This is a genomic window from Pseudomonas sp. LD120 (genome assembly GCF_009861525.1).
In the GTDB taxonomy this organism is placed as follows: Bacteria; Pseudomonadota; Gammaproteobacteria; order Pseudomonadales; family Pseudomonadaceae; genus Aquipseudomonas.
The window spans coordinates 697,587-711,399 of sequence record NZ_WVHL01000002.1 but is presented as its reverse complement, the minus strand read 5'-3'; the positions used below and the strand labels follow the sequence as shown (position 1 = coordinate 711,399).

The window sequence follows — 13,813 nt, the reverse complement described above, 5'->3', positions numbered from 1 at the left end:
CGCAGGGCTTCGCGGGCGGCGTTGGCCAGGCCGATATTGGTCACTTCCAGGCCGGCCTGGTCCAGGTACAGCGGCATGCCCGGATCGGTGACCGGGGCGGGAGTCGGCAGCAGACGGATCAGCAGCTTGCCCAGGGGCTCGGTGACGCCAATGAACAGCAGGCCCAGGATCAGGCTGAAGGCGCTGTGCAGGTAGACCACCAGCAACTCCGGTGGCAGGGCCTGCACTGTGTCCAGGCGGGCCAGGGCGGCGATCCAGGGCAGCACCAGGACCACGCCCACCAGGCGCACCAGCAGGTTGCCCAGGGGCAGGCGCCGGGCCAGGTTGTCGCTGGCGCCGAGCAGGGACGGCAGGGTGCCGCCCAGGTTGACCCCCAGCACCAGGGCCATGCTGGTGGCTGGCGACAGCAGGCCGGTGCCGGCCAGGGAGGCGATCAGCAGCACCACCGCGACGCTGGAGTGGCACATCCAGGTCAGCAGCATGGCCACCAGCAGCGCCAGCAACAGGTCGCCGTCGAGGCTGGTCATCACCAGCTGGAACACCGGGGTGCTTTCCACCGCGCCCAGGGTGGCGCCGAGCAGGCCCAGGGCCAGCAGCATCAGGCCCAGGCCGATCAGCGCGCAGCCGATGCTTTCAAAGCGCGAGTCGTCCCGTAGGCGCAAGGTCAAGAAACCCACCAGTAGCGCCACTGGCGCCGCCAGTGAGAGGTCGAGGCTGAGCAGCTGGACCACCAGGGTCGAGCCGATGTTGGCCCCCAGCATCACCGCTAGGGCGGGGGCCAGGCCCAGGGTGCCGGCGGCGGTAAAGGAGCTGGCCATCAGGCTCACCGCGGTGCTGCTTTGCAGCACGCCGGTGATGCCGACGCCGCACAGCAGCGCCAGCCAGCGGTTGTTCAGGTGTTGCCCGAGCCAGTGCCGCAGCGGGCTGCCGAAGCCGCGCAGGAGTGAGCCGCAGATCATCTGCGACCCCCAGAGCAGCAGGGCGATGGCCCCGGCCAGGTTGATCAGAAGAGTGGTGCCCGACATGAGTGTGCTCCCGGGTCGGTGACAGGTTCAGGCGATCGCCACGCGCAGCGAGGCGCGGGTGAGGGCGGCGCTGAAACCCAGCAAAAAACGAATTTCAACGACGCTCAGCAGGCCGCGGACATACAGCCGGATGCTCATGCGGGTGAGCAGGCGAGCGCAGGTGCACAGGCTGCAGACCAGCAGGGCCTGGAGGCCGCGTTGCAACATGGAAAAAGGCTTGAGATACATGGCGATGCTCCTTTCGGGCGAACAGCGTCGCCGTCGGCAGGGCGCTGGCCGCGCCGACGGTGGCATCGTTGGTCAGGTGTATCGGGCGCGGCCGTCCGAGGGCGGCCGCGCCGGGCTCACGCCCTTAGAACCAGGCCCTTAGAACCACTGCTTGAAGCGGCGGATGTACAGGGTCTTCATGGTCTGGGCGACCACGCAGTAGGCGAGCAGGGTGCCCACCAGCCACGGGAAGTATTCCCACGGCAGCGGCACCAGGCCGACCATGCTGCCCAGGGGCGAGAAGGGCACGTAGATCCCCAGCGCCATCACCAGCCCCGTGGCCAGCATGACCGGCAAGGCGGCGGTGCTCTGGATGAACGGGATCTTGCGGGTGCGCAGCATGTGCACCACCAGGGTCTGCGAGAGCAGGCCTTCGATGAACCAGCCGGACTGGAACAGGGCGGCCATTTCCACGCTGTTGGCGGCGAACACGTACCACATCAGGGCGAAGGTGGTGATGTCGAAGATCGACGAGGTCGGCCCGATCCACAGCATGAAGCGCCCGATGTTCTTGGCGTCCCACTTGCGTGGCTTGGCCAGGTATTCCTTGTCCATCTTGTCCCACGGCAGCGCCAGTTGGGAGAAGTCGTACATCAGGTTCTGCAGCAGCAGGTGGATCGCCAGCATCGGCAGGAAGGGGATGAAGGCACTGGCCACCAGCACCGAGAACACGTTGCCGAAGTTGGAGCTGGCGGTCATGTTCAGGTACTTCATGATGTTGCCGAAGGTCTCGCGACCCTTGATCACCCCTTCCTCCAGCACCATCAGGCTCTTTTCCAGAAGGATGATGTCCGCCGATTCCTTGGCGATGTCGGTGCCGCTGTCTACCGAGATGCCGACGTCGGCATCGCGCAGGGCCGGGGCGTCGTTGATGCCGTCGCCGAGAAAGCCCACGGTGTGGCCGTTGGCTTGCAGAGCCTTGAGCACCCGGGACTTCTGCAGCGGGGTGAGCTTGGCGAACACCGTGCGTTCTTCCACCAGGCGCGCGAGCACCTGGTCATCCATGTGCTCGATGTCGCGCCCCAGCAGCGGTTCGCCCGCTTCCAGGCCGACTTCGCGGCAGATCTTGGCGGTGACGATGGGGTTGTCGCCGGTCAGTACTTTCACCGTGACGCCGTTGTCACGCAGGGCGGCGATGGCCGGCCCGGCGCTTTCCTTGGGCGGATCGAGGAAGGTCAGGAAGCCTTCGATCACCAGCTCGCGCTCATCGTTGGCGCTGTACTGGCTGCGGGTCTGGCCCTTGGGCAGGTCCCGGGTGCCCACCAGCAGCACGCGGAAGCCGTCGCGGTTGTAGTCCTCGGCCAGTTGTAACAGGGCGGCGCGGCGCTCGGCGTCGAGGCTCACGGCCAGTCCGTCCTGGCGTACCCGGGTGGCGCTTTCCAGCATTTCTTCCACCGCGCCCTTGCACACCAGCAGGTGGTCGCCGCGGCCATCGGCGAGGATCACCGACAGACGCCGACGGACGAAGTCGAAGGGGAGTTCATCGACCTTGCGCCAGGCGGCCGGCGGGGTGAAGTGCGGGTTGCCCTCGGCGAAGCTGACCACGGCGCGGTCCATCAGGTTCTTCATGCCGCTCTGGTGGTGGCTGTTGAGCCACGCCAGTTGCAGCACCGCGTCGCAGCGGCTGCCGCTGATGTCGACGTGGTGTTCGAGGATGATCCGGTCCTGGGTCAGGGTGCCGGTCTTGTCGGTGCAGAGCACGTCCATGGCGCCGAAGTTCTGGATCGCGTTGAGGCGCTTGACCACCACCTTGCGCTTGGCCATGGCCGCGGCGCCCTTGGCCAGGTTGGCGCTGACGATCATCGGCAGCATTTCCGGGGTCAGGCCGACGGCCACCGCCAGGGCGAACATGAAGGCTTCGGCCCAGTCGCCCTTGGCGAAGCCGTTGATCAGCAGGACGATGGGCACCATCACCAGCATGAAGCGGATCAGCAGCCAGCTGACGCTATTGACCCCACGGTCGAAGGCGGTCTGGGAGCGCGAGCCGACGATGGAACGGGCCAGGGAACCGAAGTAGGTGCGCCCGCCGGTGGCCACCACCACCGCGGTGGCGGTGCCGCTGACCACGTTGGTGCCCATGAAGCAGATGTTGGGCAGGTCCAGCAGGTCTTGCTGATCGGCAGCCACTGCCTTGGCGGATTTTTCCTGCACGGCCCCCAGGGTGTCGTACTTCTCCACCGGCAAGGCTTCGCCGGTGAGCACCGCCTGGCTGATGAACAGGTCACGGGATTCGATCAGGCGGATATCCGCCGGGATCATGTCGCCGGCCGACAGCTGGATGATGTCGCCCACCACCAGTTCGCGCATCGGTACTTCGCGCACCCGGGCCTGCATGCCCATCTGCTCGCGGCGTAGCACCGCGGCAGTGGTGCGGACCATGGCCTTGAGGGCCTCGGCGGCCTTGGCCGAGCGGTGTTCCTGCCAGAAGCGCATCAGGCCGCTGGTCAGCACCATCACCAGGACGATGATCACGCCGGTCAGATCAGTTTCTTCGCCGGCTTGCAGCGGCAGCCAGAAGTCGGTGAAGAAACTGATACCGGTCAGGGTCATCAGCACATAGATGAAGGGGTTGTTGAAGGCTTGCAGCAATTGCACCAGGGCGTGGGGCGGACGGTCGTGGGCGACTTCGTTGTGGCCATCCCGTTGCAGGCGGCCTTCGGCGTCCAGTTCAGTCAGGCCAGCGGTGCTGGAGTTGACGTTGGCCAGGGTTACGGCCAGGCCGTTCTGGGCTTCACGGGCGGCACGCATCGACAGTTTGTTGCTGTCGCGGGTGGCGCTGGTGTTGCGGGAAGTTGTGGTTTTTACAGTCATTGCGTGTGCTCCTGCCGCCTGACTACGGCACGACACAGCGACCACTCAACTAATTAAAGACGAGCGAAAGTATGTCGAGCCGCAGGTTGGCGATCGATACGGATCTTGGCGTTTTTCAGGTTTTAATGTTCGCTGTCCAAACAATGAAGTTGAATGGGCAGCGAACCTACTACTGGCCTCTTCCATAACTTTCTCCAGCAAATTTTATTAACGAGAAGGCAATAAGGCACCGTCAAACTTCCAATTAAGAAGTTTGAGTGAAAACAACGGAAAGTGACCGTTGATTTATGGGTAAGTGCGCGCCCCGAGGTACAGGCCGAAGATCAGTCCGGCCTGCTGCAAGAGCAGGGCCGCGCCCCGACTCTGCGGGTCCTGGCTGTCGTCCAGGCTCCAGCGTTGTTGCAGCTGGCCGGTCATCGGGCAGACGCGCCAATTGGCCCGCAGGGCGCTGGCGGCGCAAGGTGAGGATGAGGAGAACGGCGAGCGTGCCAGAGCTTTGGGCTCACGGCACAGCTTGACCCGCATGGTGGCGGCAAAGGCGCGTACGCCGGGCATTACAGAAGATGTGAAGTGCATAACTTGTGCCTCGCGACCGGACGGGTTCCGGGGAGGCAAGTTACGTTGGAGCGTCAAGCCCTAGCGCAGCTTACCCGAGCGGAGTCGAGTCCCGTCATTTATAGGGTTAAGTGCCTGGCTCTGCGCGGCGGCAGCGACCAGACAGCGTCTAGATACTGTGTCCATTGGCTTCTTTAATGAGTTGAAAAAAAAGGCCGGTTTTCTCGGCCCGCGCAATTTACTTAAGGCGGGTTGCTTGCGTCAAGGTTAAATTGCCGGTTAATCAATGACTCGACAGGAACTTCAGCTCAGGTTCAGCTAGAAAGGGAAGTGCGCAGTTGTGTGAAGTTACAGCTGTACAAGGGGTATAACCTAAAGTGCCCATGGCAGGGATGTGTCATGGGCACTGAATATAACGTCGCGGATTATCTGTTCAGCAAGTGCTGGGATATATCCTTGTAAGTTGCGCTGTCGGTGGCGGCCATCAGTCGCCGCCCATCTTTGAGGGTGCCAATGAAGGTCACTTCATTTTCCGTGCCCGCCATCAGGTACCCGGCGATCGCGCCCACCGGACCCAACAACATGGCTCCGGCCACGCCATAACCGAAGGCGTCCTTGTTGGCGACGGGGCTTTCAGTGGCGATCTCCAGCGACTTGAACGCCGATGCCTTGATGTCGACCCCGGCGTTGTTGAATACCGTTTTGAGTCTGAGGGTGCCGTGTCGGTATTCGCCGGCGCCTTGCAGAAAATCACCCGATAGAACTTCGATCTTTGCCATGTTGAATCATCCTTATCCAAGCATAACCAGATGGGCCATTGGGCCCCTCGTCATCGGGGGCGTCAACGGGGTTGCGATGAAGGGTGCTACCGCCAGTCAGTACCCCTCAGGTCCTCAGCCTCGGCCTGGACGATGCGGGCAATGCTGATCCAGATCAGGGCTGTGAAAGTTTGTAGCAGTGCGCGTCGGTGCGAACCGCGACGATCCGACCAGTGGTGGCCAGGGGAGGCGGAGCGTCGGTGAAGTGATGTTAAAAAATGTTAGATTGAAAAACAGCTTCACATAATCCGTTCATTGGTGGATGATCATTCACAGTCAACGCTCAACCTGATAACACCTGCAACAGGATGGCCACGATGATCGATTCACGCCTACCTACCACCGCGCCTGCACCAGGTGTCATCCGTGCCTCGGCCTCGGCCTTTGCCTGCGGTGCCGTGGCTGTTGCCGTCAGTTCTTTTGTCTCAGGTGGGCCTGGCGTGCGCTACGTCCTGTCCTGCCCGGTTCTTGCCCGGCGCCTGCCTGGCACGGTGCAGCCCAGATCTACCACTGGAGTCCCCCATGAATAACAACAATGTCGGCGTCATCGGTCTTGGCGCCATGGGCCTGGGCATCGCCCGGTCGTTGCTGCGCAGCGGTTTCAAGGTGCATGCCTGTGATGTGCGCGCCGCGGTCACCCAGCAGTTCGCTGCTGAAGGAGGCGTGGCCTGCGCTTCGGCGGCGCAGTTGGCGGAGCAGTGCGAGGTGATCATCACCGTGGTGGTCAACGCCGAGCAGACCGAAAACGTGCTGTTTGGCGAAGGCGGGGCGGTGGCGGCATTGCGCCCCGGCAGCCTGGTGATCGGTTGCGCCACCGTGGCCCCGACCTACGCCGTGGACCTGGGCCAGCGCCTGGAGGCCCTGGGCCTTTTGTACCTGGATGCGCCGATCTCCGGGGGCGCGGCGAAGGCCGCCGCCGGCGAGATGACCATGATGACCTCCGGCCCGGCGGCCGCTTATACCAAGGCCGAGGCGATCCTCGCCGGCATGGCCGGCAAGGTCTATCGCCTGGGGGATGCCCATGGCCTGGGCTCCAAGGTCAAGATCATCAACCAGTTGCTGGCCGGGGTGCACATTGCCGCCTCCGCCGAAGCCATGGCCCTGGGCCTGCGCGAAGGGGTGGACGCCGACGCCCTGTACGAGGTGATCACCCACAGCGCCGGCAACTCGTGGATGTTCGAGAACCGCGTGCCGCACATCCTCAAGGCCGACTACACGCCCTTGTCCGCCGTGGACATCTTCGTCAAGGACCTGGGCCTGGTGCTGGATACCGCCCGCGCCAGCAAATTCCCCCTGCCGCTGTCGGCCACCGCGCACCAGATGTTCATGCAGGCCTCCAGCGCCGGTTTCGGTCGCGAGGACGACTCGGCGGTGATCAAGATATTCCCGGGCATCGAACTGCCCGTGGCCAAGCCTGATGCCGTTTGAGGAGCCTGTGATGACGACTTCCACTCCACGCCCGTTGCTGGGTTGCATCGCCGATGACTTCACCGGTGCCACCGACCTGGCCAACATGCTGGTGCGCGGCGGCATGCGCACGGTGCAGAGCATTGGCATTCCCTGCGCCGAAGTAGCCGCCGACCTGGATGCCGACGCCGTGGTGATTGCCCTGAAATCCCGCACCACGCCGGTGGGCGAGGCGGTGGCCGAATCCCTGGCGGCCCTGCAATGGCTGCGCGAGCAAGGCTGCGAACAGATCTTCTTCAAGTACTGCTCGACCTTCGACTCCACCGCGGCGGGCAATATCGGTCAGGTCAGCGAGGCCTTGCTCAAGGCCCTGGGCTGCAATTTCACCCTCGCTTGCCCGGCGTTCCCGGAGAACGGTCGGACGATTTTCCGTGGCCATCTGTTTGTCCAGGACCAGTTGCTCAACGAGTCGGGCATGCAGCATCACCCGCTGACGCCGATGACCGACGCCAACCTGGTGCGGGTGCTGCAGGCGCAGACTGTGCTGCCGGTGGGCCTGCTGCGTTACGACAGCGTGGCCCAGGGGGTGGACGCGGTGCGGGCGAAGATCGCCGAACTGCGGCACAAGGGCGTCGCCATGGCGATTGCCGATGCGCTGTCCGATGCCGACCTCTATACCCTCGGCGCGGCCTGCGCCGACCTGCCGCTGTTGACCGGCGGTTCCGGGCTGGCCCTGGGCCTGCCGGAGAACTTCCGCCGCGCCGGCAAGTTGCGGGACCTGGACGCCGCGAGCCTGCCGTCGGTGGCCGGTGGCGAGGTGGTGCTGGCCGGCAGTGCCTCGGCGGCCACCAATGCCCAGGTCGACGCCTGGCTGGAAGCCGAGCGCCCGGCCTGGCGCCTTGATCCCCTGGTCCTGGCGGCCGGTGAGCCGGTGGTGGCCCAGGCCCTGGCCTTTGTCCAGGCGCAGCAGGACAGCGTGCTGATCTACGCCACCAGCACTCCCGAGCAGGTCAAGGCGGTGCAGCGGCAATTGGGCGCCGAGCGCGCCGGGGCCCTGGTGGAGAACGCCCTCGGCGAGATCGCCCGGGGCCTGCGGGATAACGGCGTGCGGCGTTTTGTGGTGGCCGGCGGCGAAACCTCCGGAGCGGTGGTCAAGGCCCTGGGCGTACGCTTGCTGCAGATCGGTGCACAGATCGACCCCGGGGTGCCGGCCACGGTCAGCAGCGGCGGCGAGCCCCTGGCCCTGGCCTTGAAATCCGGCAACTTCGGCGGTCGCGACTTTTTCAGCAAGGCCTTGCGCCAACTGGCCGGAGGTCGGCCATGAGCCGCGAAAACGCCCAGCGCGAAGAAATCTGCGACGTTGGCCGCAGCCTGTATCAGCGCGGCTACACCGTGGGCAGCGCCGGCAATATCAGCGCGCGGCTCGACGATGGCTGGCTGATCACCCCCACCGATGTCTGCCTCGGGCGCCTCGATCCGGCGGCCATCGCCAAGGTCAACCTGGCGGGGGAGTGGGTCAGCGGCGACAAACCGTCCAAGACCCTGGCCCTGCATCGTCAGGTGTATGACCGCAATCCGGGCGTGGGCGGGGTGGTGCACACCCATTCCACCCACCTGCTGGCACTGACCCTGGCCGGGGTCTGGCGCGACGACGACATCCTGCCGCCGCTGACCCCGTACCAGGTGATGAAGGTCGGGCACATTCCACTGATCGGCTACCAGCGTCCGGGGTCGCCCAAGGTCGCCGAGCAGGTGGCGCAACTGGCCAACCGGGTGCGCGGGGTGATGCTTGAACGCCTGGGGCCGGTGATCTGGGAAAGCAGCGTGTCCAAGGCCAGCTATGCGCTGGAGGAACTGGAGGAAACCGCGCGCCTGTGGTTGCTCACCCAGCCGCGCCCGGCGCCTCTGGATCAGACCGCGCTGGATGAACTGCGGGACGTTTTCGGCGCCGCCTGGTAAACGCAGCACAACTACCAACGCTTGATGCAAGCCTGTCCCCGGGAGCCTTGATAGGACTCCCGTGGGGAGCGGCTTGCCGTTAAAAACAATAACAACAGGACTTCCCGAGATGAATGACTGCATTGGCTTTACGGGTTCCAGCGTCTCCTGCCAGCCACTGGGTGGAGGGCTTGCCCAATGAGCCCGCTGATTCTGATGATCACCGCCGGGGCCGGTATCGCCCTGCTGCTGTTTTTGGTGCTCAAGTACAAGTTCCAGCCCTTTGTCGCGCTGATGCTGGTGAGCATCCTGGTGGCGCTGGTGGCCGGGGTGAAACCCGCTGATCTGGTGGCCACCATCGAAGGTGGCATGGGCAAGACCCTGGGCCACATCGCCATCATCATCGCCTTGGGCGCGATGATCGGCCGCATCATCGAGCTGTCCGGGGGCGCCGAGGCCCTGGCCAAGACCTTGATCGAGCGCTTCGGTAACCGGCGCACGCCCCTGGCCCTGACCATCGCCGGCTTCATCATCGGCGTGCCGGTGTTCTTCGAGGTCGGGGTGATCATTCTCATGCCGCTGGCCTACGGCGTGGCCCGCAGTGCGCGCAAGCCGCTGCTGGTGTTCGCCTTGCCGATGTGCGCCGCGTTGCTCACCGTGCACGCCTTCCTGCCGCCCCATCCGGGCGCGGTGGCGGCGGCCAGCCAGCTGGGAGCGGATCTGGGCCGGGTGCTGATGTTCGGCCTGCCGCTGACCGCGCTGCTGTGCTACGTCGGCTACCGCATGGCCGGGCGTATGACCCGGCGCAATTACTCGATGACCGACGATATCCGCGCCGAAGTCTATGGCCCGCATGTCACCAACGAAGACCTGGCGGCCTGGAACAACGGTGCCGAACAACCGGCCAGCCCCCAGGCCGTGGCCGCCGTGGCCCACATGGGCCTGGAGGAATCCACCGGCGCTCTGGCGGCGAAACTGCCGCCGGCGCCGCCACCGGGTTTCGGCCTGATCGTCGGCCTGATCCTGCTGCCCATCGTGCTGATCCTGCTGGGCACCCTGGCTACCTCGTTGCTGCCGGTGGAATCCACCCTGCGCGGCGTGTTGACCGTGCTGGGGGCACCGCTGGTAGCGCTGCTGCTGGACACCTTGCTCTGTGCCTGGCTGCTGGGCTCGCGCCGTGGCTGGAGTCGCAGCCAGGTGTCCGATGTGATCGGCTCGGCGCTGCCCGGGGTGGCCATGGTGATCCTGATCGCCGGGGCCGGCGGGGTGTTCGGCAAGGTCCTGGTGGACACCGGGATCGGCGCGGTGGTCTCCGACATGCTGCGCACCACCGGCCTGCCGGTCCTGGCCCTGGGCTTTCTGCTGACCATGTTGCTGCGCGCCGTGCAGGGTTCCACCACCGTGGCCCTGGTGACCACGGCGGGCATCATCGCACCGCTGATTGCCACCCTCGACCTGAGCCCCAACCACATGGCCCTGCTGTGCCTGGCCATGGGCGGTGGCGGGCTGGCCATGTCCCACATCAACGACGCCGGGTACTGGATCTTCACCAAGCTGGCCGGGCTCAACGTTGCCGATGGCCTGCGCACCTGGACCCTGATCACCACCTTGCTCGGCACCTTGGGGTTCTGTATTACCCTGCTGATCTGGCCGTTTGTCTGACCCTTTGCCTTAGGAGTTCCCATGCCTCGTTTTGCTGCCAACCTCAGCATGCTCTACCCGGAACAGGTCTTTCTTGAACGTTTCGCCGCTGCAGCGGCAGACGGCTTCACGGCCGTGGAGTACCTGTTTCCCTACGACTACAGCCCCCAGGTGCTCAAGCAGCACCTGGACGACCACGGCCTGCAGCAGGCGCTGTTCAACGCGCCGCCCGGTGACTGGGCGGCGGGGGAGCGCGGCATCGTCTCCCTGCCGGGACGCGAGCAGGAGTTCCGCCAGGGCTTCGATAAGGCCCTGGAATATGCCGCGGTGCTGGGCAATTCACGGATTCACGTGATGGCCGGTCTGTTGCCGTCGGAAAGCGACCGCGCCCGGCATCACGGCGTGTACCTGGAAAACCTGGCCCACGCCACGGCCCAGGCGGCCAAGGCTGGGATCACGGTGTTGCTGGAGCCGATCAACACCCGGGACATGCCAGGGTTCTTCCTCAATCGCCAGGACCAGGCCCAGGCCATCTGCCAGGAAGTCGGCGCGGCTAACCTCAAGGTGCAGTTCGACTGCTACCACTGCCAGATCGTCGAAGGCGACCTGGCGGTGAAGCTGCGTCGGGACCTGGCGGGCATCGGCCATATCCAGATCGCCGGAGTGCCGGATCGTCACGAGCCGGATCTTGGCGAGCTGAATTATCCCTACCTGTTCCAGTTGATGGACGAGCTTGGCTATGACGGCTGGGTCGGTTGCGAATACCGTCCCCGTGGCGACACCTCCGCCGGCCTGCAATGGCTGCGCGACTGGCAGGCGCGCCAAGGCTCGGCGGTGTAGCCGCTACTGCAGGTTGCGCAGGAAAAGGTATCTGGCGAACGTCGCGCAAGGCCCTGCGGGCCTCGCTTTATGTAGCCGCTGCCGAAGGCTGCGAACGAGCCGCAGGCTCGCCGCGATTCCCCGGCCGCCGAGGCCCCTGAGGTGCCTTGCGCAGCCTGCGGCAGCGGCTACAGAGGGTACGAAGGCCACGAACGGCTTGCGATGATTCGTAGCGATAAACACAGGAGTTTTTCCATGCAGCGTCTTGCTTGCAGGGCCGTACTCGGGCTGATTTTGTCCCTGGGCGGTATGTCCCTGGCCGCCGCGCGAGCTTGCCGCCGGCCACCGAGGGTGATTGGGTTGCCCCGCAATTCACCTTTCACAACGGCGAACAGTTGGCCAACCTGAAACTGCACTACATCACCCTGGGCAACCCCAAGCACCCGGCGATCCTCTACCTGCACGGCACCTATCGACCGGCCAGCGACCTGCTGAGCAAGGATTTTGGCGGCGAGCTGTTCGGCCCGGGGCAACCTCTGGACGCGAGCAAGTATTACATCATCGCCACCGATGGCATTGGCGTCGGCCAGTCGAGCAAGCCTTCCGATGGCCTGCGCGCGCGGTTTCCCCAGTACAACTACGACGACATGGTCCAGGCCCAGTACCGGTTAGTCACCGAGGGGCTGGGGGTCAAGCACCTGCGCCTGATCATCGGCAATTCCATGGGCGGCATGCAGACCTGGCTCTGGGGGCAGAAATGGCCGCAGATGATGGACGCCTTGGTGCCCATGGCCTCCCAGCCCACCGAGATGGCATCACGCAACTGGATGATGCGCCGCCTGCTGGTGGAGTCGATCAAGCAGGATCCGGCCTGGGACAACGGCAATTACCGGGTCCAGCCGCCGTCTCTGCGTCTGGCCAATGCGTTGTTCGCCACTGCCACCAGCGGCGGCACCCTGGCCTATCAGGCCCTGGCGCCGACCCGGGCCCAGGCCGACCAGTTGGTGGATGAACGCCTCGAGGCGCCACAGACCGCCGATGCCAACGACTTCATTTACCAGTGGCAGTCTTCGGCGGACTACAACGCCGCACCGGGGTTGAGCAAGATCCAGGCGCCGGTGCTGGTGATCAACGCCGCGGACGATGAGCGCAATCCGCCGGAAACCGGCACCCTGCAAGCGGCGCTCAAGCAAGTGAAAGATGCTCGCCTGCTGTTGATTCCCGCCAGCGCCGAAACTCGCGGGCACGGCACCACCGGCATGGCCCGGTTCTATGCTCGTGAGCTGGGGCAGTTCATGGCCGACACCGAGAGAGCCCACTAAGCTCTGTACGAACAGTGTTGAGACGAAGCTCAGGCAGGGCGAAACGGTCGAGGGCGCGGAGTTTACGGGGGTTGAATGAGCCTTCCGATCGGACTCGCGCACGAGACCGTTTTCCACGCCGCATCACCGAGTATCAAGGCTTTTCGTACAAAACCTAGGGAGGGCTGTTCACTCTTTGTGGCGAGGGAGCGTGCTCATGCCAGGTGGCGCCGCCGCCCCAAACCCGGACGGCGCAACCTTTCGGGGATTGAGGGGCATCAGGCATTGCGTCTGCTGCGCAAATGAGCGAGAGCAAGTGCCCTGGCCACGGATTGCAGGTGTTGGGGGCCATCGCTGGCTCAGGATTGTGCCGGCAGCAGCAATTCCACCCCGTGCTTGCGAATGCCGTCCGCCGCTGCGGGGGCCAGGGCCGCGTCGCTGATGATGATGTCGAACTGCTCCAGGTCGGCGATCTTGTACATGCCGAAGGTGCCGTACTTGGAACTGCTGGCCACCAGCACCGCCTGGGTCGCCGATTGCATTGCCACCTGCTTGACCTCGACCTTCAACGCCGAGGGCGTGGTGATGCCCCGGCGCAGGTCCCAGGAGCTGGTGGAAATAAAGGCGATGTCCGTCACCACCTGACGCAGGGTGGCCACCGCCAGCCCGCCGACACAGGAATGGTTGGAGTGATCCAACTGTCCGCCGGTGTGGATCACCGTGACCTGGGGCGCATCCATCAAGGCCTGGGCCACGCCGAAGTCGTTGGTGATCACGGTCATCCCCGACAGCGCCTTGATGTAGGGCACGATCTCCAGGGTGCTGGTGCCGGCGTCCAGGTACACCGTCATGTCCGTGTGCAACAGGCCCGCCGCGAGCTTGGCCATGGCCTGCTTCTGCGGCAGTTCCACCACTGCCTTGGACTGATGGCTGGGCTCGCTGTGCAATTGGCTGGCGATGCGCACACCGCCGGTCACCGAATGGGCGCGGCCTTCCTGTTCCAGCAGGGCGATATCGCGGCGCACGGTCATGTGCGAGCAGTCGAACATCTCCATCAACTGATGCACGCTGAGTACCTGATGCTTGCGCAACTGGCGCAGGATCTGCTCGCGGCGCTGCTCGGGAATCATCGGCGCGCCGCTGTCGCTGGCAAGGTCCTTGGGGGTAGGCATTGAAGCTCCGGTTGGGCGGGTCGGCAAAGGCAGAAATCGGTACGCCATAGTAGCGAATG

Annotated in this window: 11 protein-coding genes and 1 pseudogene; 6 read left to right on the top strand and 6 right to left on the bottom strand. The window is 64.8% G+C overall.

The window, feature by feature from the left end; all coding sequences use genetic code 11:
* The 5 genes from PLD_RS06135 to PLD_RS06115 form a co-directional block, all read right to left on the bottom strand.
* On the bottom strand, positions 1–1,025 hold a 1,025-nt coding region (locus tag PLD_RS06135), incomplete at its 3' end, for a Na/Pi cotransporter family protein (protein ID WP_178116126.1).
* Positions 1,026–1,052: 27 nt separating this feature from the next.
* Positions 1,053–1,253, bottom strand: a complete 201-nt coding sequence (locus tag PLD_RS06130) for a hypothetical protein (protein ID WP_159890807.1) — start codon at positions 1,251–1,253, stop codon at positions 1,053–1,055.
* A 138-nt stretch (positions 1,254–1,391) separates the two neighbouring features.
* Complete coding sequence (gene mgtA / locus PLD_RS06125) at positions 1,392–4,103, bottom strand: magnesium-translocating P-type ATPase (protein ID WP_159890805.1); 2,712 nt, start codon at positions 4,101–4,103, stop codon at positions 1,392–1,394.
* Positions 4,104–4,388: 285 nt separating this feature from the next.
* Complete coding sequence (locus PLD_RS06120; protein ID WP_159890803.1) at positions 4,389–4,679, bottom strand: hypothetical protein; 291 nt, start codon at positions 4,677–4,679, stop codon at positions 4,389–4,391.
* A 404-nt stretch (positions 4,680–5,083) separates the two neighbouring features.
* Positions 5,084–5,437 carry a hypothetical protein gene (locus PLD_RS06115; protein ID WP_159890801.1) on the bottom strand — a complete coding sequence of 118 codons (354 nt, stop codon included), beginning with the start codon at positions 5,435–5,437 and terminating at the stop codon, positions 5,084–5,086.
* A 561-nt stretch (positions 5,438–5,998) separates the two neighbouring features.
* Between PLD_RS06115 and ltnD the strand changes: the two genes are divergently transcribed.
* From ltnD to PLD_RS06085, 6 genes and pseudogenes are all read left to right on the top strand, one after another.
* On the top strand, positions 5,999–6,904 hold the full coding sequence (gene ltnD / locus PLD_RS06110; RefSeq protein ID WP_159890799.1) for an L-threonate dehydrogenase: 906 nt from the start codon (positions 5,999–6,001) through the stop codon (positions 6,902–6,904).
* Between the two features lie 10 nt (positions 6,905–6,914).
* Positions 6,915–8,207: a 3-oxo-tetronate kinase gene (gene otnK / locus PLD_RS06105; RefSeq protein ID WP_159890797.1), complete on the top strand. Its 1,293-nt coding sequence runs from the start codon at positions 6,915–6,917 to the stop codon at positions 8,205–8,207.
* A complete protein-coding gene (locus PLD_RS06100) occupies positions 8,204–8,842 on the top strand; it encodes an aldolase (RefSeq protein ID WP_159890795.1) in 639 nt (212 codons plus the stop codon). The genes otnK and PLD_RS06100 overlap by 4 nt, the downstream gene beginning before the upstream one ends.
* 177 nt (positions 8,843–9,019) lie before the next feature.
* Positions 9,020–10,483 (top strand): SLC13 family permease, encoded by a 1,464-nt coding sequence (locus PLD_RS06095; protein WP_159890793.1) that lies wholly within the window; start codon positions 9,020–9,022, stop codon positions 10,481–10,483.
* A gap of 21 nt (positions 10,484–10,504) precedes the next feature.
* Positions 10,505–11,302, top strand: coding sequence for a 2-oxo-tetronate isomerase (gene otnI, locus PLD_RS06090; RefSeq protein WP_159890791.1), 798 nt, complete (start codon positions 10,505–10,507; stop codon positions 11,300–11,302).
* 234 nt (positions 11,303–11,536) lie between these two features.
* Positions 11,537–12,603: pseudogene (locus PLD_RS06085) on the top strand (alpha/beta fold hydrolase).
* A gap of 338 nt (positions 12,604–12,941) precedes the next feature.
* Here the strand turns inward: PLD_RS06085 and PLD_RS06080 are convergent.
* Entirely contained in the window at positions 12,942–13,754 is an 813-nt protein-coding gene (locus PLD_RS06080; protein ID WP_159890789.1) for a DeoR/GlpR family DNA-binding transcription regulator, read from the bottom strand.
* Between the last annotated feature and the right edge of the window lie 59 nt (positions 13,755–13,813).